Annotated in this window: 13 protein-coding genes; 3 read left to right on the top strand and 10 right to left on the bottom strand. The window is 70.5% G+C overall.

Features of this window, described 5'->3' with window-relative positions; translation table 11 throughout:
- Positions 1–41: 41 nt before the first annotated feature.
- Both CG723_RS26825 and CG723_RS26820 read right to left on the bottom strand, forming a co-directional pair.
- Positions 42–2,624, bottom strand: a complete 2,583-nt coding sequence (locus CG723_RS26825) for a bifunctional FO biosynthesis protein CofGH (protein WP_100596069.1) — start codon at positions 2,622–2,624, stop codon at positions 42–44.
- Between the two features lie 135 nt (positions 2,625–2,759).
- Positions 2,760–3,590 carry an LLM class F420-dependent oxidoreductase gene (locus tag CG723_RS26820; protein ID WP_100596068.1) on the bottom strand — a complete coding sequence of 277 codons (831 nt, stop codon included), beginning with the start codon at positions 3,588–3,590 and terminating at the stop codon, positions 2,760–2,762.
- A 169-nt stretch (positions 3,591–3,759) separates the two neighbouring features.
- On the opposite strand from CG723_RS26820, the gene CG723_RS26815 reads away from it, so the two are divergent.
- Positions 3,760–5,289 (top strand): CehA/McbA family metallohydrolase, encoded by a 1,530-nt coding sequence (locus CG723_RS26815; protein WP_100596067.1) that lies wholly within the window; start codon positions 3,760–3,762, stop codon positions 5,287–5,289.
- An 18-nt stretch (positions 5,290–5,307) separates the two neighbouring features.
- Here the strand turns inward: CG723_RS26815 and CG723_RS26810 are convergent, their stop codons facing one another.
- The 7 genes from CG723_RS26810 to CG723_RS26780 all read right to left on the bottom strand — a co-directional run bounded on the left by CG723_RS26810 (position 5,308) and on the right by CG723_RS26780 (position 14,830).
- Positions 5,308–6,873: an APC family permease gene (locus tag CG723_RS26810; protein ID WP_100596066.1), complete on the bottom strand. Its 1,566-nt coding sequence runs from the start codon at positions 6,871–6,873 to the stop codon at positions 5,308–5,310.
- A 222-nt stretch (positions 6,874–7,095) separates the two neighbouring features.
- Complete coding sequence (locus tag CG723_RS26805; protein ID WP_234374529.1) at positions 7,096–8,574, bottom strand: aldehyde dehydrogenase family protein; 1,479 nt, start codon at positions 8,572–8,574, stop codon at positions 7,096–7,098.
- The gene (locus CG723_RS26800) at positions 8,571–10,310 is read right to left on the bottom strand and encodes an N-acyl-D-amino-acid deacylase family protein (protein ID WP_100596064.1); all 1,740 of its coding nucleotides are present in this window, start codon (positions 10,308–10,310) and stop codon (positions 8,571–8,573) included. Before CG723_RS26800 ends, CG723_RS26805 begins: the two co-directional genes overlap by 4 nt.
- Positions 10,311–10,517: 207 nt before the next feature.
- Positions 10,518–11,636 (bottom strand): LLM class flavin-dependent oxidoreductase, encoded by a 1,119-nt coding sequence (locus CG723_RS26795; RefSeq protein ID WP_100596063.1) that lies wholly within the window; start codon positions 11,634–11,636, stop codon positions 10,518–10,520.
- 146 nt (positions 11,637–11,782) lie between these two features.
- Positions 11,783–12,562: an SDR family NAD(P)-dependent oxidoreductase gene (locus CG723_RS26790; protein ID WP_100596062.1), complete on the bottom strand. Its 780-nt coding sequence runs from the start codon at positions 12,560–12,562 to the stop codon at positions 11,783–11,785.
- A 53-nt stretch (positions 12,563–12,615) separates the two neighbouring features.
- Positions 12,616–13,557: an LLM class F420-dependent oxidoreductase gene (locus CG723_RS26785; RefSeq protein ID WP_100596061.1), complete on the bottom strand. Its 942-nt coding sequence runs from the start codon at positions 13,555–13,557 to the stop codon at positions 12,616–12,618.
- A 4-nt stretch (positions 13,558–13,561) separates the two neighbouring features.
- Entirely contained in the window at positions 13,562–14,830 is a 1,269-nt protein-coding gene (locus CG723_RS26780) for an amidohydrolase family protein (protein WP_100596174.1), read from the bottom strand.
- A 165-nt stretch (positions 14,831–14,995) separates the two neighbouring features.
- On the opposite strand from CG723_RS26780, the gene CG723_RS26775 reads away from it, so the two are divergent.
- A complete protein-coding gene (locus CG723_RS26775; protein ID WP_100596060.1) occupies positions 14,996–17,995 on the top strand; it encodes an AfsR/SARP family transcriptional regulator in 3,000 nt (999 codons plus the stop codon).
- 218 nt (positions 17,996–18,213) lie between these two features.
- A complete protein-coding gene (locus tag CG723_RS47020; protein ID WP_165914673.1) occupies positions 18,214–18,384 on the top strand; it encodes a hypothetical protein in 171 nt (56 codons plus the stop codon).
- An 80-nt stretch (positions 18,385–18,464) separates the two neighbouring features.
- On the opposite strand, the gene CG723_RS26770 is transcribed toward CG723_RS47020, so the two are convergent.
- Positions 18,465–19,355 carry a DUF3626 domain-containing protein gene (locus CG723_RS26770; protein ID WP_100596059.1) on the bottom strand — a complete coding sequence of 297 codons (891 nt, stop codon included), beginning with the start codon at positions 19,353–19,355 and terminating at the stop codon, positions 18,465–18,467.
- Between the last annotated feature and the right edge of the window lies 1 nt (position 19,356).

Here is a 19,356-nt window from a genome sequence, read left to right as displayed (position 1 = left end):
GCCCGCGGGTTCCGCACCCCCTCCCGCACAAGAAGCCCCGCTCAGTCCCCCAGCACCGGCAGCAGTTCCGGCAGGTGGCCGTCCGAGGCCGTCGCCGCGCGCTGCCGCTCCTCCGGGACCTCCCCGTACAGCGTCGTGCGCGGCTTCGCCGGGCGGCCCGCTTCCTCCGCGATCGTGATGAGGTCCTTGATGGAGCGGTACGAGCCGTAACTGGATCCCGCCATACGGGAGATGGTCTCCTCCATCAGCGTGCCGCCCAGGTCGTTCGCCCCCGAGCGCAGCATCTCCGCGGCGCCCTCCGTGCCCAGCTTCACCCAGCTCGTCTGGATGTTCGGGATGTGGGGGTGCAGGAGGACGCGGGCCATGGCGGTGACGGCCCTGTTGTCCCGGGTCGTCGGGCCCGGGCGCGCGATGCCCGCCAGATAGACCGGCGCGTTGGTGTGGATGAACGGGAGGGTCACGAACTCCGTGAAGCCCCCCGTCTCCTGCTGGATAGCGGCGAGCGTGCGGAAGTGGCCGAGCCAGTGGCGGGGCTGGTCCACATGCCCGTACATCATCGTCGACGACGAGCGGATGCCCAGCTCGTGGGCCGTCTTGATGACCTCGACCCAGGTCGCCGTGGGGAGCTTGCCCTTGGTGAGGACCCAGCGGACCTCGTCGTCGAGGATCTCGGCGGCCGTGCCGGGGATCGAGTCGAGGCCGGCCTCCTTCGCCGCGGTCAGCCAGTCCCGGATCGACATGCCCGTGCGCGTCGCGCCGTTCACCACCTCCATCGGGGAGAACGCGTGCACATGCATGCCGGGGACACGCTCCTTCACCGCCTTCGCGATGTCGAAGTAGGCCGTGCCCGGCAGGTCGGGGTGGATGCCGCCCTGCATGCACACCTCGACCGCGCCCACGTCCCACGCCTGCTCGGCGCGGTCGGCGACCTGGGAGAGCGAGAGCGTGTACGCGTCCGCGTCGGTGCGGCGCTGCGCGAAGGCGCAGAAGCGGCAGCCGGTGTAGCAGACGTTCGTGAAGTTGATGTTCCTGGTGACGATGTACGTGACGTCGTCGCCGTTCACCGTCTTGCGGATGTCGTCCGCGATGCCGCAGAGGGCGTCGAGCGCCGGGCCGTCCGCGTGCAGCAGGGCGAGTGCCTCGCCGTCGGTGAGCTTCGTCGGGTCGTCGGCCGCCGTCGCGAGCGCGGCGCGCACATCGCTGTCGATGCGCTGCGGGACCATGCCGGGCGCGGCCTGCTCGCGCAGCGCCTCCCAGTCGCCGTACACGTCGTCGAAGTCGTCGCGCCGGTCGGACGTGCGGCCCGTCGTGTCGATGGTGCGGTGCAGGTCCGTGCGGCCGGTGCCGGTGAAGCCCTCGTCGGGCTCCTGCCAGGGCAGGCCCTCGGGGCGCGCGCCCTCGTCGGCGAGGCCCGTGTCGGCGGAGGCGAGGGCCCCTACGTGCGGAAGGAGGCGCGGGTCGAGCCACGGTTCGCCGCGCTCGATGAACTCCGGGTAGATCGTGAGGCGTTCGCGCAGTTCGAAGCCCGCCTCGCCGGTCTTCGCGGCGAGTTCGTCGATGTGCGGCCAGGGGCGCTCGGGATTCACATGGTCCGGGGTCAGCGGGGACACCCCGCCCCAGTCGTCGATTCCGGCGCCGATCAGGAGCGCGTACTCCTCGTCGACCAGGTTCGGCGGGGCCTGGATGCGGGCGGAGGGGCCGAGGACGTGGCGGGCGACCGCGATGCACGCGGCCAGCTCCTCCAGCTCGGCGTCCGGCATGCCGCGCATCGCCGTGTCCGGCTTGGCGCGGAAGTTCTGGACGATGACTTCCTGGATGCCGTGGTAGCTGCGCTGGATACGGCGCAGCTGGAAGAGCGAGTCGGCCCGCTCCTCGTACGACTCGCCGATGCCGATGAGGACGCCGGTGGTGAACGGGACGTTCGACCGACCCGCGTCCTCCAGGACCCGCAGCCGGACAGCTGGTTCCTTGTCGGGCGAGCCGTGGTGCGGGCCGCCCGGCTCGGACCACAGGCGCGTCGCCGTCGTCTCCAGCATCATCCCCATGGACGGCGCGACCGGCTTGAGGCGCTGGAGGTCGGTCCACGTCATGACGCCGGGGTTGAGGTGCGGGAGCAGGCCCGTCTCCTCAAGGACGCGGATCGCCATGGCGCGCACATAGGCGAGCGTGTCGTCGTACCCGTGCGCGTCCAGCCACTCGCGGGCCTCGGGCCAGCGGTCCTCGGGCCGGTCGCCGAGCGTGAACAGGGCTTCCTTGCAGCCCATCTCGGCGCCGCGGCGGGCGATGTCGAGGACCTCGTCCGGCGACAGGTACATCCCGTGGCCGTCCCGGCGCAGCTTCCCGGGGACGGTCACGAACGTGCAGTAGTGGCACTTGTCCCGGCACAGCCGGGTCAGCGGGATGAAGACCTTCTTCGAATACGTGATGACGCCCGGACGGCCCGCGGCCTTCAGGCCCGCATCGCGCACGCGCGCGGCGGACGCCGTCAGGTCCCGCAGGTCGTCGCCGCGGGCCTGGAGCAGGACCGCCGCCTCGGCCATGTCGAGGGCAACGCCGTCGCGGGACCGCTTCAACGCGCGGCGCATCGCGTTGGCAGTGGGTCGTACAGCCTCCGGATCACTCATGCTCCCGAGGATACGAGCGCCCGCCGACAACGTCTGCGCCGCGCTGACGTGCGCGGGATCACGCGACGTACACGTTTCACCCGCGCCCGCCGCGCGTCCTGGACAGATCCTGTAGGCACTGCCCACAGGCACTGCCTACAAGTACTGCTCGTACTCGTCGAGGATCTTGAGGACCGAGGTCTCGTCCGCCGGGGGCAGTTGGAGGACGACCTCGTCGATGCCGAGCTCCGCGTAGTGCGCGAGCTTGCCCGGGCTCGGCAGCACCGCGTACGGGACGACGTGCAGGTCCGCCGGATCGCGGCCCGCCTCCTCCCAGCCGGCCCGCAGCACGGGCATCGACTCGGTCAGGCCGCGCCCGCCGATCGGCAGCCAGCCGTCCGCGTACTCGGTGATGTGCGCGAACAGCTTCGGGCCCGCCGCTCCCCCGATCAGCGTGCGGGGCGCGCCGCCCGCCGGCTTCGGGTAGGCGTGGCTGGCCCGCACCGACACCCCGAACTCACCGTCGTACGCGGTCGGTTCCTGCGCCCACAGGGCCCGCATGAGGCCCACGCGCTCCCGGCCGAGCTCGCGCCGCGTGCGCCATTCGACGCCGTGGTCGGCGGCCTCCTCGACGTTCCAGCCGAAGCCGAGGCCCAGCGTGAAACGGCCGCCGGAGAGGTGGTCGAGGGTGGCGATCTGCTTCGCCAGGTCGATGGGGTCGTGCTGGGCGATCAGCGTGATGCCGGTGCCGAGCCCGAGCCGCTCGGTGACGGCGGCGGCCTGCCCGAGCGCGACGAACGGGTCGAGGGTGCGGCCGTACTCGGCGGGCAGTTCGCCCCCGGCCGGCCACTGCGTCGCCCGCTCCACCGGGATATGGGTGTGCTCGGGCAGATACAGCCCGGCGAACCCGCGTTGCTCCAGCTCACGTGCGAGCCGCACAGGCGTGATGGTCTCGTCGGTCAGGAAAATCGTGGTCGAGATCCGCATGGGGGCATTACTACCCGGCCCTCCCCCAGGAGTCCATGGACTCCCCGGCAGGGACAGTCGTAAGACTCCGATCCCCTTCCCTTACGGGAGAGTTCACGGCTCAATACCAGAGTTGCCTGCACCACCCACGTCACAGACAAAGGGTCACGAGACACCTGGGAGCCGCAGCATGTGCGAGGACGACCACACCACGACCGGCATGGGAAGACGCGCGCTGTTCGTGACGGGAGCGGCCACCGCGCTTACGTTGAGCAGTGTGAGCTTCGCGAGCGCGGCCGACGGCCGCACACCGGCGGACGGTACAACAACCACGAGGACGGTGAAGGGGACGCTGCCGCCCGGCGCGCCCGACTTCGTGTACGTGCCGGTCGAGGTGCCGCGCGGGGTCCGCGAGATCCACGTCGCGTACACCTACACGAAGGCGACCGTCCCGGCCGGCACGCAGAACAACGCCCTGGACATCGGGGTGTTCGACGAGCGGGGCACCGCGCTCGGCGGGGAGGGCTTCCGCGGCTGGTCGGGCGGCGCGCGCACCGAGTTCTTCGTGCGGGCCGACGACGCGACGCCGGGCTACATCCCGGGGCCGGTCCGCGCGGGCACCTGGCACATCGCGCTCGGCCCGTACACGGTGGCGCCCGAGGGCCTCCCGTACGAGCTGACCGTCACGCTCACGTACGGCGAGCAGGGCGAGACCCCGCGACCGGTGTACCCGCCCACGCGCGCCAAGGGCCGGGGCCGCGCCTGGTACCGCGGGGACTGCCATCTGCACACCTGGTACTCGGACGGCAGGCGCACCCCCGCCGAGATCGCGGCGCTCGCGCGCGAGGCGGGCCTGGACTTCATCAACTCCTCCGACCACAACACGCACTCGTCACACGCCCACTGGGCCGACCAGGCGGGCGACGACCTGCTCATCATGGTCGGCGAGGAGATCACGACCCGTAACGGGCACGTGGTGGCGCTCGGCACCGAGCCGGGCACCTTCGTCGACTGGCGCTACCGTGCCCGCGACAACCGCTTCGGCAAGTACGCACGTGAGGTCCGCCGGGCCGGCGGCCTGGTCGTGCCGGCGCATCCGCACGCCACCTGCATCGGCTGCAACTGGAAGTTCGGCTTCGGCGAGGCGGACGCCGTCGAGGTGTGGAACGGCGCGTACACCGCGGACGACGAGATCTCCCTCGCCGACTGGGACAACACGCTGGTGGCGTCCGTTCGGGGTTCGCGTCAGTGGATCCCGGCGATGGGAAACAGCGACGCCCACCGCGACCCGGACCGCATCGGCGGCCCGCAGACGGTGGTTCTCGCCGACGACCTGACCCGCGAGGCCATCCAGGCGGGCATCAAGGCGGGCCGCAGTTACGTCGCCGAGTCGAAGTCCGTGGAGCTGACGTTCACGGCGTCCGGCTCGCGCGGCGAGCACGCCGGCATCGGCGAGCGCCTCCACGTGGACCCCGACGCGCCCGTCACCGTCCGCCTGGAGGTCAAGGGCGCCCCGGGCTGCACGCTCCACCTGGTCACGGACCAGGGCACCCTGTTCACCGCACCGGCGCTCCCCGAGTCCGGGTCGGGCACGGCCGAGTGGCGCACGACGGCGTCGTACGCGGCCTACGTACGGGCCGAGGTCCGGCACCCGGCGACGGTCCCGGGCCTGCCGGGGGCGCTCACCGCGTTCACGAACCCGGTGTTCCTCGGCAAGTAGGCCCTGGACCGACAACGCCTAGTCCTCGACGACCAGCACCGGCGTCTCCCGCGTCAGCACCTCGCCGCGGAAGAACGCCGGGCTGCGCCGTCCCATCACCAGCATGATCACGAAGCCGACGAGCAGCAGGCCCACGCCGATCACGAAGACGGAGCCGACGCCGAGGACGGAGGACCCACTGCCGTAGGCCGGGTTCCACATGTCGACGAGGGTCTTCACGAACACGGCGGACAGCAGGACGCCGCCGAGGACCGGGAAGAGCGCCTTGAAGAAGAAGTCCCTCGGCGAGCGCAGCAGCTCGGAGCGGAAGTACCAGGCGCAGGCGAACGCCGTGAGCGCGTAGTAGAAACAGATCATGAGGCCGAGCGCGTAGATCGTGTCGACGAGTACGTGCTCGGAGACCAGCGTCATGACGGTGTAGAACACGCCGGTGGCGACGCCCGCGGTGACCGTGGCGCGGCCCGGGGTCTTGAAGCGCGGGTGGACGCGGGCGTAGGAGGCGGGCAGCGCCTCGTACGTCGCCATGGCGAGGACGGTGCGGGCGACCGGGATGAACGTGGTCTGCAGGCTGGCCGCGGCCGAGGCGAGGACGGCGACGAAGAGCAGGATGCCGAGGGTGGGGCCCATGACGGGGCCCGCGAGGGCGGCGAAGACGTTGTCGGACGTCGCGGGGTTGGCGAGGCCGAGGCCCTTGCCGCCGGAGCCGACGACCATCTGGGCGGCGACGCCGGTGGCGAGGTAGGAGCCGACGAGGACGACCATCGCGATGAGGGCGGCGCGGCCGGGCGTCTTCTCGCTGCCGATGGTCTCCTCGTTCGCGGTGAGGCAGGTGTCCCAGCCCCAGTACATGAAGATCGACAGGGACAGGCCCGCGGTGAACGCGCCGAACGACTTCACCGAGAACGGGTCGAGCCACGTCCAGGAGAACGGCACGGACGTGGGGAAGTCCGCCGATCCCGCCTTCACGACGGCCATCACGACGAACACGGCGAGCACGACGAGCTGCAGGCCGACCAGCGTGAACTGGACGCCCTTCGTCGCGGTCATGCCGCGGTAGCTGATCGCCGTCGCGGCGGCGATGAGGGCGAGGCAGGTGACGATGTGGACGGCCTTGTTGTCGTCCAGGGAGCCGATGGACGCATTGCCGGTGATCTCGCCCGCGAGGAGCCAGAAGTACGACGTGGCGACGCCCGCCAGGTTGGACAGGACGATGATCGTCGCGATGACCAGGCCCCAGCCGCACATCCACCCCACGCGCGGGCCGAAGGCCTTCACGGTCCAGGTGAAGGACGTGCCGCAGTCGGGCATGGCCTTGTTCAGCTCGCGGTACGCGAAGGCGACGAGCAGCATCGGCAGGAACCCGGCCAGGAAGACGGCGGGCATCTGGAGGCCGACCTCACCGGCCGTGGAGCCGAGCGTGGAGGTCAGGCAGTAGACGGGCGCCACGGTCGAGATACCGATGACCGCGCTGCCGACCAGCCCGACGGAGTTCCCGCCGAGGCCCTTGCTGCGGACGCCCCCGTCGGGGGCGCCGCCTGCCGTGTCGTGGGCAGCCCGTGTCGGCCGCGCGTCCAGCTCAGTCATGAACAGGACGTTAAATGCTGCGGTTTCCGCATAAGGGGGATAAGACCTGAAACCGGCCACCTTTGAATCGATGGCCGATTCACGCAACCATCCCACGCCCTCAAGGCATCTTCAGGTTAACCCCATTCATCGGAAGGAATAACCGCCGACGTCCGATATTCGGTAATCGCAGCGGCGCCCGTTTTGCCGGGTTCGAAATTTTCCGTGTGATGTTTCCGCCGGTTACCCCTGCCAGACGATCGACTGGAGCTCGCTGTAGGCGTGCAGTGCGTACGAGCCCACGTCCCGGCCCACGCCGCTCTGCTTGAACCCGCCGAACGGGGCCTCCATGTTCCGGCCGACCGTGTTCACGCCGACCCCGCCGGCCCGCAGCCGCCGCGCCACCCGGAACGCCCGCGCCACGTCCCCCGACCAGACGTAGTCGATGAGCCCGTACTCGCTGTCGTTGGCGAGGGCCACTCCCTCCTCCTCCTCGTCGAAGGGCACCACCACCACGACCGGGCCGAAGATCTCCTCCCGCACGACCCGCATGTCGTCTCTGCAGTCCGCGAGGAGCGCCGGAGCGACGTAGAAGCCCTTGTCGAGGGCGGGCCGCTCGCCGCCCGCGACGACCCGCGCACCCTCCTTGCGACCCAGTTCGACGTACGACTCGACGCGGTCGCGGTGCGCCGCAGAGATCACCGGCCCGACGACCGTCCCCCGCGCCCTCGGATCCCCGACCTTCATGAAGCCGATGTACTCGGTGAGCTTCGAGACGAGCGCGTCGTACACCCCGCGCTGCGCGATCACCCGCGTCGGCGCCGTGCAGATCTGCCCGCTGTAGAAGGCGTACGTCGTGCCGATCCCCGCGACCGCCGAGGCGAGGCCCGCCTCGTCCAGGTCGTCGAAGACGAGCGCCGCGCCCTTCCCGCCCAGCTCCATCAGCTGCCGCTTCATGCCGCGCCCGCACACCTCGCCGATGCGCCGGCCGACCGCGGTGGAGCCGGTGAAGCTGACCATGTCGACGTCCGGCGAGTCGACGGCCGCCTCACCCACGTCCACAGCCGTCCCGCTGACCACGTTCACCACACCGGGCGGCGCCCCCGCCTCCTCCAGAGCGGCCGCCATCCGGTACACCGACAGCGGATCCTGCGGGGCCGGCTTCACGACGACCGTGTTTCCCATGGCGAGTGCCGGGGCGACCTTGCCCGCCGGATTCGCCCACGGGTTGTTGTACGAGGTGATGCAGGTGACGACGCCGACGGGCTGCCTTACCGCGAGCGCCCCGAGGACACCCGCCTTCCCCATCGGCCCCGCCTCGCTGATCTGCGGCGGCAGTGCCTGCTCGACCGGTTCGAGCGCGCCCTTCGCATAGCGGCGGAACCGCGCCACACCCACCGCGACCTGCATGCCGCGGGCGGTCCCGCTCGTCGCGCCGCTCTCCGCCTGCGCGAGCTCCGCGTTCGCCGCGAAGTCGCGCTGCATCACGTCGGCGGCCCGGTCCAGGATCGCGGCGCGCTCCTCCGGCTTCGTACGCGACCACGATCCGAAGGCCTCGCGGGCCGCCGACGCCGCGTCATGGACCTGCGCGCGGGACGCCTCGGGGGCGAGCCCCACGACCTCCTCCGACGCCGGGTCGACGACCTCGTAATGCCCGCCGTCCGGCTCGGTCCACTCGCCGCCGATGAACAACCGCTGGGAATCGTCCACTTGACGCGTCACTTGGTGGACACCGTCCTCGTGTCGCGGCCCGACCGCAGCACCGTCCCGGGCACGGCCCCGGTCACGACGTCCTCGCGGATGACCTCGACGCCGTTGACCCACACCGCGTTGATGCCGATCGCCTTCGAGTCGAGGCGCGGGCTGTCGCCGGGCAGGTCGTGGACGAGGGTGGCCTTGCCCGCGTCGATCCGCTCCGGGTCGAACAGGACGAGGTCCGCGTGCCAGCCCTCCTCGATCCGGCCGCGTTCACGCAGCCCGAAGAGCCGCGCCGGATCGTCGGTGAGCATCTTCACCGCCTCCTCGATCCCGGCCAGCTTCCGCCCGCGCAGACAGTCCCCGAGGAAGCGGGTCGTGTACGGCGCCCCGCACATCCGGTCCAGGTGCGCCCCCGCGTCGGACCCGCCGAGCAGCACGTCCTCGTGGCTCCAGGTCTCGGCGCGCAGCGCCCACGAGTCCGGGTCGTTGTCGCTGGGCATGGGCCAGAGGACCGTCCGCAGACGGTCGTTGGCACAGATCTCGACGAGGCACTCGAAGGGTTCCTGGCCGCGCTCGGCCGCGATGTCGTTCACCACGCGCCCGGTCAGGCCCTCGTTCGCCTGCGAGTACGTGTCCCCGATGACGTACCGCCCGAAGTGGGCGAGCCGCCGGAAGACACCGGCCTCCTTGCTGTCCGCGCGCCGCAGCATCTCGGACCGCACGTCCGGGTCGCGCAGCTTCGCGATCCGCTCGTCGACGGGCAGGGAGAGGACCTCGCCCCAGCCGGGGATGAGATTCAGGGCGCAGAACGTGCCGAGCGACATGTTCATGGGCGTCAGGATCGGCATGGTCAGCGCGACGATCCGGCCGCCGGCCTTGCGGGCCCGCTCGCTGGGGATCAGCTGGCGCGGCACCCGCTCGGGGACGGCCGCGTCGATGGTGAGGACGTTCCAGTTCAGGGGCCGCCCGGCGGCGGCACTCATCTCCACGAACAGGTCGATCTCGTCGTCGCTGAACTGGTCGAGGCACCCGGCCACGATCGCCTCGATCTGCGTGCCCTCGTGCTCGGCGACGGCCCGGCTCAGCGCGAGCAGCTCCTCGGGCCGCGCGTGCCGCGAAGCGACCGGCTGCCCGTCACCGTCCGAGTGCGTCGAGGACTGGGTGGTCGAGAAGCCCCACGCGCCCGCGTCCATCGCCTCGTGGAACAGGGCGAGCATCTGCTCCAGCTGCTCGGGCGTCGGCTGCCCGCCGACCGCGTCCGCGCCCATCACGTACCGGCGCAACGCGCAGTGCCCCACCATGAAACCGGCGTTGACGGCGATCCGCCCGTCGAGGGCGTCGAGATACTCACCGAACGAGTTCCAGCTCCAGGGCGCGCCCTCCTCTAGCGCGACCAGCGACATGCCCTCGACCTTGGACATCATCCGCCGCGTGTAGTCGGCGTCCTCGGGCCGCTCCGGGTGCAGCGGCGCGAGCGTGAAGCCGCAGTTGCCGCCCGCGACGGTCGTCACGCCGTGGTTCAGGGAGGGCGTCGCGTACGGGTCCCAGAACAGCTGGGCGTCGTAGTGGGTGTGCGGGTCGACGAAGCCGGGCGCGAGAATCCGTCCCCGCGCGTCCTCACTGCTGCCCGCGGGCTCGGTCACGGCCCCCGGCTCGGCGATGACGGCGATACGCCCGTCACGTATCCCCACGTCGGCGACGTAGGCGGGGGCTCCCGTCCCGTCGACTACGGTCGCTCCCTTGATCAGATGATCGAGCACGAGGTCGTCCCCCTCCTGAAGGGTGAGTGGTGGCGGGTTCGCGGGCGCCGATCCAGCCCGTCCGGCGTTCGATGACGAGCCCGAAGGGCGACAGGGGGTCCGGGGCACAGCCCCACGTCGGTCACCCGTGCAACCCGTGACCCCAGGGGGCCCCGGCCCCCGTCCGGGAAGGGAGGGGCCGGGGCGGTCCATGGGTGACCGGCCGGATCAGACGGCCTCACGGAAGCGCGTGGTCCGGTGCACCGGATCCGTATCGATCTTCGGAATGACGTGCTCGCCGATGAGCTTGATCGACTGGAGCGTGTCCTCCTTGGAGATGCCGATCGGCATGCCGAACGACAGCTGGTCGGCGCCCGCCTGCTCCCACCGCTTGCACTGCGTGAGCACCTCGTCCGGGTCGCCGCAGATCAGCAGCTCCTCGGCGATGAGGAGTTCGATGATCTCCTCGTTGAACTCGGGCAGCGTCTCGGGCCACACGGGGAAGCCCTCGGGCCGCGGGAACGTGTCGTGGTAGCGGAAGACGAGCGACTGGAGGTAGTGCAGCCCGCCGTTCGCGGCGATCCGTACGGCCTCCGCGTGTGTCGGCGCGCAGATCGCGGTCGAGGTCACCATGACGTTGTCGTTGACGAAGGCCCCGACGGGCTCCGCCTTGCCGATGTTCGACTTGTACTGGTCGAGCACCCACTCCATGTCGGAGACCTTCTGGACACTGAAGCCCAGGACGCCGAGGCCCTTCCTGGCGGCCATCGCGTACGAGGGCGGGGAACCGGCCGCGTACCACATGGCGGGGTGCGCCTTCCCGTACGGCTTGGGGAAGATCTTGCGCGGCGGCAGCTGCCAGTGTTTGCCCTTGAACCCGACGTACTCCTCCTGGAGCCACATCTTCGGGAACTCGGCGATGGTCTCTTCCCAGATCTCCTTCGTGTAGTTCATGTCGGTGACGCCGGGGATGAAGCCGAGGATCTCGTGGCTGCCCGCGCCGCGCCCGCTGCCGAACTCGTGCCGACCCTCGCTGAGATGGTCGAGCATGGCGACCTTCTCGGCCACCTTCACCGGGTGGTTGACCTGGGCGAGCGGGTTGAAGATGCCGGAGCCGAGGTGGATGCGTTCGGTGGCGTGGGCGAGGTAGCCGAGGAAGACGTCGTTGGCGGAGAGGTGCGAGTACTCCTCCAGGAAGTGGTGCTCGGACGCCCAGGCGTACTTGAAGCCCGACTTGTCCGCCTGGATGACGTACTCGGTCTCCTCCATCAGCGCCTTGTGCTCGGCGAGCGGGTCGGTCTCGGCCCGCTTGCCCACATATCCCTGTACAAAGAGCCCGAATTCCAAGGAGGTTCACCGTCCCCTGTCTGTGACCGGCGGCTGCGTCAGAGGCTCTTGCGCTCTTTCTGACGTACCGTCAGATTCGATGTGCCGACTGTTCCACCGTGCCCGTACAGCGTCAATACCTGATGCAGCGTCACATCCGGAAAAGATCACAGCACGCTGACGCCCGCCAGCCACCCGCCGTCGATGACGAACGGCTGGCCCGTGATGTACGCGGAGTCCTCCTGTGCGGTGAGGAACAGCGCGAGCCGCGCCACCTCCTCGGGCTGCCCGACCCGCCCCAGCGGCACCAGCTTGCGGTACAGCTCGTCGAGGGCCTGCGAGGCCTCCTCGGTGTCCGCGCCCGGGTCCAGCTGCGAGGGATTGCTCATGGCGGTGTCGATGGCGCCGGGGCAGACGGCGTTCACGCGGATCTTCTTCGCGGCCAGCTCGAGGGCCGCCACCTTCGTCAGCCCCACGATGGCGTGCTTGGTGGCGGTGTACGCGCCGACGTACGCCATGCCCGTCACCCCCGTGTAGGAGGCCGTGTTCACTATCGAACCGCCGCCGGCGGCCTCGATCTCGGGCGCGACGGTCTTGATCCCGAGGAAGGCACCCACCTGGTTGACCTGGATGATCTGCTGGAACTCGTCCAGGGGCGTGCTCACCAGCTCGTTGAACCGCAGGATCCCCGCGTTGTTCACGAGCCCGTCGATCTTCCCGTACGCCTTCTTCGCGGCGACGACGGCGGCCGCCCAGTCGTCCTCGCGGCTCACGTCCAGATGGACGTAGAGCCCGCCGATCTCCTTGGCGAGCGCCTCGCCCTGGTCGTCGAGGACATCCCCGAGCACCACCTTGGCGCCCTCCGCGGCGAACAGCCGCGCCTCCTGCTCGCCCTGCCCGCGCGCCGCGCCCGTGATGACGACGACGCGCCCGTCCAGCTTGCCCATGCCGGTACTCCCAATCGGTGAGGTGCCTGGTCGTTGCCTGGTCGTTCAGGTGCTCAGTCGTTCAGGTGCGGAGCGACGTCGGCACCGAACGCCGCCATCTGGTCGGTGAGTTCACCCAGGCTCCGGGAGCGGAACCGGACCTGGATCTGGTTCACACCCATCGCGCCGTACGCACGCAGCGACTCGGCGAGGGCCTGCGGGGCGCCGGACAGGGTGCGTCGGCCGACATGCCAGGCGGGCTCGCCCACGTACAGGGGCTCGGCGATCGCTCCCACGGTGACGGGAGCCTCGATGCCCGCCTCCTCCCGCAGCCGCTTCAACTTCGCGACCTGTGCGGGGAGTTGGTCGCGCGTGTCCCCCTGCGGCAGCCACCCGTCCCCCTTCACGGCGGCGCGGCGCACAGCGGGAGCCGAGGAGCCGCCCACCCACACGGGGACGCGGCTCTGCGCGGGACGCGGCCGCTGCCCGAGCCCCTCGAACGCGTACCGCTCCCCCTTGAACGACGGATACTCCTCGGGCCCGAGCGCCGCCTTCAGTGCGTCCAAGGCCTCGTCGAGCACGGCCCCGCGCCGCGCGAAGTCGACCCCGAGCGCCTCGAACTCCTCCTGTACGTGCCCTGCCCCGACCCCGAGGATCAGGCGGCCCCCGGAGAGATGGTCGAGGGTGGCGTACTGCTTGGCGGTGGCCAGCGGGTGGCGCAGGCCGACGATCGCGACGTGGCTCATGAGGCGCACGTTCTCGGTGATGCCCGCGAGGTAGGCGAGCGTGGCCACCGGGTCGTACCAGACGGTGCTCATCGCGTCGGCGAGGCGGCGGGGGATGGCGACGTGGTCGCAGCAGGCGATGTAGTCGAAGCCTGTGCGGTCGGCGGTGCGGGCGATCTCGGCGAGGTCGGCGGCGCCGGCCCCGGCCTCCCAGCCCTCGGCGTACATCGTGGACTGGGACTGGACGGGGAGCTGGATGCCGTAGGCGAGGTGCGACGTCCCGGACGTCATGGGGTCACTCACCACCCTGCCCCGCCCAGAGCCCGTCGTCGGTCAGCCCCAGCAGGTCGATGGCGTTGCCGCGCACGATGCGCTCGACGACGTCCGTGTCCAGGTGCCCCATCTGCGCCTCGCCGACCTCCTTGGACTTCGGCCAGGTGGAGTCGGAATGCGGGTAGTCGGTCTCGTAGAGCACGTTCGCGACACCGATCGCGTCGAGGTTCCTGAGCCCGAACGCGTCGTCGAAGAAGCAGCCGTATACGTGATCGGCGAAGTACTCGGAGGGCCGCTTGCGGACCTTGTCGGCGACGCCGCCCCAGCCGCGATTCTCCTCCCAGACCACATCCGCGCGCTCCAGGATGTACGGGATCCAGCCGATCTGGCCCTCGGCATACATGATCCTGAGGTTCGGGAAGCGCTCGAACTTGCCGCTCATGAGCCAGTCGACCATCGAGAAGCAGCAGTTGGCGAAGGTGATGGTCGAGCCGACGGCGGGCGGCGCGTCGGCCGAGGTCGACGGCATCTTGCTGGACGACCCGATGTGCATGGCGATGACGGTGCCGGTCTCGTCACAGGCCCGCAGGAAGGGGTCCCACTCGTCCGTGTGGACGGAGGGCAGTCCCAGGTGGGGCGGTATCTCGGAGAAGGCGACGGCACGCACGCCCCGGGCGGCGTTGCGTCGCACCTCCGCCGCGGCGAGCTCGGCGTCCCACAGCGGGACGAGGGTGAGCGGTATCAGCCGCCCCTGCGCCTGCGGCCCGCACCACTCCTCCACCATCCAGTCGTTGTACGCCCGCACACCGAGCAGCCCGAGCTCGCGGTTCTTGGCCTCGGTGAACGTCTGCCCGCAAAAACGCGGAAAGGTGGGGAAACAGAGCGCGGACTGGACGTGGTTGACGTCCATGTCGGCGAGCCGGGCCGGCACGTCGTACGAGCCCTTGCGCATCTGCTCGTACGTGATGACCTCGAGCTTGATCTCGTCGCGGTCGTATCCGACGGCGGTGTCGAGTCGGGTGAGGGGCCGGTGCAGGTCTTCGTAGACCCACCAGTCACCTATCGGCCCCTCCTCCCCGGGCGCGCCCATGACGGGCGCGAACTTGCCGCCCAGGAACGTCATTTCCTTCAGGGGCGCGCGCACGATGCGCGGGCCTTCGTCCCGGTACTTGGCCGGGAGGCGGTCCTGCCAGACGCCGGGCGGTTCCACAGTGTGGTCATCCACCGAAATGATCCGGGGAAAGACCCGCGGGCTCTCCCCGGTCTCCTTCTTGGTCTCCGTGGTCTCCATGTCGACCACGGTAGCGCCGATCTGACGACCCGTCAGCTCTCTGGACGGCGGGGACATGAGGTGAGGTGTCTGTGATGGCTGTCTCGCGCGGCTGACGTATCCGCCATGAACAAGGCAAACTGGCCTCGTCGTCTTTGGATCTGACGCATGCGGCAGGGGGCAGCGATGGACGGTGTACCGCGGGTACCGGAGCAGCGGTGCGCCGGGACCTCCGAGGGCACCGGGAGCGCCGAGCTGCCCGCGGCCACGGAGGTCCCGGCGGGCCTGCGCTTCAGTGTGCTCGGCCCGGTGCGCGCCTGGCGCGGCGACGAGCTCCTGACCACGGGCTCCCCGCAGCAGCGCGCCCTGCTCGCGGCACTCCTGCTGCGCGAGGGGCGCACCGCGACGGCCGCCGAGCTGATCGACGCCCTGTGGGGCGACGAGTCCCCGTCGCAGGCCCTCGCGGCCGTCCGCACGTACGCCTCCCGCCTGCGCAAGATCCTCGGCCCCGGCGTCCTCGTCAGCGAGTCCGGCGGCTACGCGATCCGCTCCGTCAGCGGCGACGCGCTCGACCTGGCCGCGGCGGAGGCGCTGCGCTCCGACGCCGAGAAGGCCCGGGGCGCCGGGGACCTGTGCAAGGCGCGCGAGCTGGTCAGCCGGGCGCTGGCCCTGTGGGACGGCGAGCCTCTCGCCAACATCCCCGGCCCCTACGCCGAGACCCAGCGCGCCCGCCTCGAGGAATGGCGCCTCGGCCTGCTCGAATCCCGCCTCGACATGGACCTGGAGCAGGGCTGCCACGCGGAGGCGGTCTCCGAACTCACCGCCCTCACCGCGGCGCACCCCCTGCGCGAGCGCCTGCGCGAACTGCTCATGCTGGCCCTCTACCGCTCCGGCCGCCAGGCCGAGGCCCTCGCCGTCTACGCCGACACGCGCCGCCTCCTCGCCGACGAACTCGGCGTCGACCCGCGCCCCGGCCTCGCCGAACTCCAGCAGCGCATCCTCCAGGCCGACCCGGCGCTCGCGGAACCCTCCACCCCGACGGCGGAACCTTCGGCGGCCCCCCTCCGGCCCGCCCAGCTCCCGGCAACGGTCCCGGACTTCACGGGCCGCGCCTCATTCGTGACCGAGCTGCGCGACATCCTGTCCTCGGCCTCCTCCCCCGACGGGGAGGGCCAGGTCATGGCGGTGTCGGCGGTGGCCGGCATCGGCGGCGTGGGAAAGACGACGCTCGCCGTCCACGTGGCCCACGCCGCCCGCCCCTCGTTCCCCGACGGCCAGCTGTACGTCGACCTCCAGGGCGCGGGCTCGCGCGCGGCGGAGCCGGAGACGGTCCTCGGCTCGTTCCTGCGCGCGCTCGGCACGGCGGACTCGGCGATCCCTGACTCCCTGGAGGAGCGCTCCGCGCTCTACCGCTCCACGCTCGACGGCCGCCGCGTCCTGGTCCTCCTGGACAACGCCCGCGACGCCGCGCAGGTCCGTCCCCTGCTCCCCGGCACGGAGGGCTGCGCCGCGCTCATCACGGGCCGGGTGCGGATGGTCGACCTGGTGGGCGCGCATCTCGTGGACCTGGACGTGATGTCGCCGGAGGAGGCGCTCCAGCTCTTCACGAAGATCGTGGGCGCGGAGAGGGTGGCCTCGGAACGGGAGGCGGCCCTGGACGTGGTCGCCGCCTGCGGCTTCCTCCCCTTGGCGATCCGCATCGCGGCCTCGCGCCTGGCGGCCCGCCGCACATGGACGGTCTCGGTCCTGGCGGCGAAACTCGCCGACGAGCGCCGCCGCCTGGACGAACTCCAGGCGGGCGACCTGGCGGTCAAGGCAACGTTCGAACTGGGCTACGGCCAGTTGGAGCCGGCCCAGGCCCGAGCGTTCCGGTTGCTGGGGCTCGCGGACGGCCCGGACATCTCCCTGGCGGCGGCAGCGGCGGTGCTGGACCTCCCGGGGGAGTCAACGGAAGATCTCCTGGAGTCGTTGGTGGACACGTCCCTCCTCGAGTCAGCAGCGCCCGGCCGCTACCGCTACCACGACCTGGTCCGGCTCTACGCGCGTGCGTGCGCGGAACGGGACGAACTGCCGCCGGAGGAGCGGGAGGCGGCGATGTCTCGGCTGCTGGACTTTTATCTGGCTACTGCGGCCAGGGTTTACGCCATAGAGCGGCCGGGGGATCGCCTGGTGGATCACTTGGAGGCGACGCAGTACGCGGGGCTGCGGTTCACCGAAGGGGCCGCTGCTTTGGATTGGCTCTATACCGAGGCTGCCGCTCTGCTTGCCTGCGTGCGACAGGCCGCGGGCACGGACCGGTTGCGGCGGGCCGTGGATCTGCTGTGGGCGGCGAAAGACCTGACCGAGTCGGGGGCCAACTCCCACCAGTACGAGACGACGGCCAGAGCGATGTGTGATGCCACGCGCTCTGCGGGAGACGCTCGCGCCGAGGGCAGGGCGCGGACGACACTCACCAACGTCCTCCTTGTCTCTGGACGTATCCAGCAGGCAGCGGAGCAGGCACAACTCGCCATGGAGTACGCAACCAGCGCGGAAGACACGACCGCGATCAGCTGGGTGGCCAATGACCGGGGCCTCGTCTCTCTGCACCAGCACCAGTACTCGGACGGGAAGGCCTGTTTCGACCAGGCAATCGAGGGCCACCGCGCGGCGAGCAACAGACTCGGCGAAGCCGTCACGCTGGCCAATCTCTCGCGCGCCTATCTCGGTATGGGCGACGTCGCGAGGGCGGTCGAGATCGCCCAGCACTCACTGGCAGTACACGCCGAGCTGGGCAAGCCGATGCGTCGTGCCAGTGGGCACTACGCCCTCGGCGTGGCCCTCACCCACGCCGGCCGTCACGCCGAGGCTCTCGGCCAGTTCTCCGACGCTCTGGGCATCTTTACCGAGCATCGCCAGCGTCTTTGGGAGGGGGCAACCCACTTCCGGATCGCCGCTGCACACCTCGCCGCCCAGCACCCGCCACAAGCAGCTCAGCACGCCGAACAAGCCCTCGCCCTGGGTTGTATTGGTGGTGACCGAATGCGGGGCAATGTCCTGACACTCCTGGGACGGGCACTCTCTTCCCTGGGGCAGGCAGACCGGGCGAGGGTCTGCTGGCAGGAGGCACTCGGCCTCTACGAACAGAACGGGGCCCCAGAAGCCGATGAGGCACGCAACTTGCTCAGGCCCGCCACAGCAGCGTGAACGACGGCACTGACATGGGTCAGTTGCCGGCGTTCAGCATTCGTTTATCGCTGCCCGGCACTCTCATACGTGTCACACCGTCGCGTCGGGGGGCAGACGGTCTGGCCAGGAGCCCAGCCAGCTAGTGTGTGCGGCTCCGAAACGCCCGTCCAGCGGCCCTCGGGGGAGCTTCTGGGCGGGCGTTCCTCACTCGTCGAAACAGCAGAGGACAGAAGCTCATGACCGAGAAGAAGAAGGACCCGCAGTTCACGACGCAGGACAACTCCATGCCGGCGCCGCCCAAGGACGAGACCATCACCACGATGGACAACTCCATGCCGGCGCCGCCCAAGGACGAGACCATCACCACGATGGACAACTCCATGCCGGCGCCGCCCAAGGACGCCTGAGACTTTCTTCCCGACGGGGATCGGCCGCGGCGGCGCGGAGGGGGAGCCGTCGCGGCCGAGTCATGTCCGGCCGCGGTGGATCACTCAGGCCGCATTCTGGCGGCCCGTGAGCCCGCCCGGCTCGGCCCCGTCGTCGTGCCCGCCCCGAAGCGCGCCAGGTAGTGCCACACCCTCTTGACCGACTGCGGGTCATAGCGGTCGGCACGGGCCGCGTCTCCGATGATGCCGGGATCGAGTACGCCGCCGACGGCGATCCGCGTGCCCAGGTCGACGTACTCCTGGCCTCGGTAGTCCGGGTGACGGCGGAGTTCCTCGACCCCGAGGCGGAAGCCGCCGTGCCACTCCACCGGGCAGCCGAGGCGCAACGCCGCCGCCTCGACAGGCGTTCCCCGGTAGCACGGGTCCAGAACCAGCGCCTCCACATGGCAGTCCGGCCGCACCGCCCCGTGCACCTGCGCCTCGATGTAGTCGTCGAGGTCGTCCTTACTGTCGGCCAGGGCGAGGCCGATGAGCCCCATGCGATCGGCGACACCGAAGTCCGAAGGCTCAAGGAAACTGTCCGGGTAGCAGAACGTCGTCCGCGCCACGGCCTCGGCAGTCAGCCGGAAGTGGGCCGAGCCGAACCGCGGCGCCCCACCCATCGCCTTACGACGGAAGTTCAACGCCCCGTAGACCGGCCGATCTTGAGCAGGCGCCTCGTCGTACGAAGCGTCGAAGATCCGGCTCTCCCAGCGCCACCGGTCTCCGCCGGGATACGCGGTCAGCCCACCATTACTCGTCCCCGTGACGAACTGCGAGCGGTAGACGCCGTCGTCCGCCAGCGCGTCCAGGATCGGCTTGCCGTGCAGCAGGCGGTCGGGGTGGAAGTTGAGCGTCACCCGCAGCGACGAGTCCACCGGCGGGCCCGACGCCACGGAGGCGACATGACGAAGGGCCCGTTCCTGCGGTGTCCGGGAGGCTTCGGCGCTCATC

This window comes from Streptomyces sp. CB01635 (genome assembly GCF_002803065.1).
GTDB lineage: Bacteria > Actinomycetota > Actinomycetes > Streptomycetales > Streptomycetaceae > Streptomyces.
Note: the sequence above shows the minus strand (reverse complement) of the source record. Positions and strands in the feature narration are given on the sequence as shown.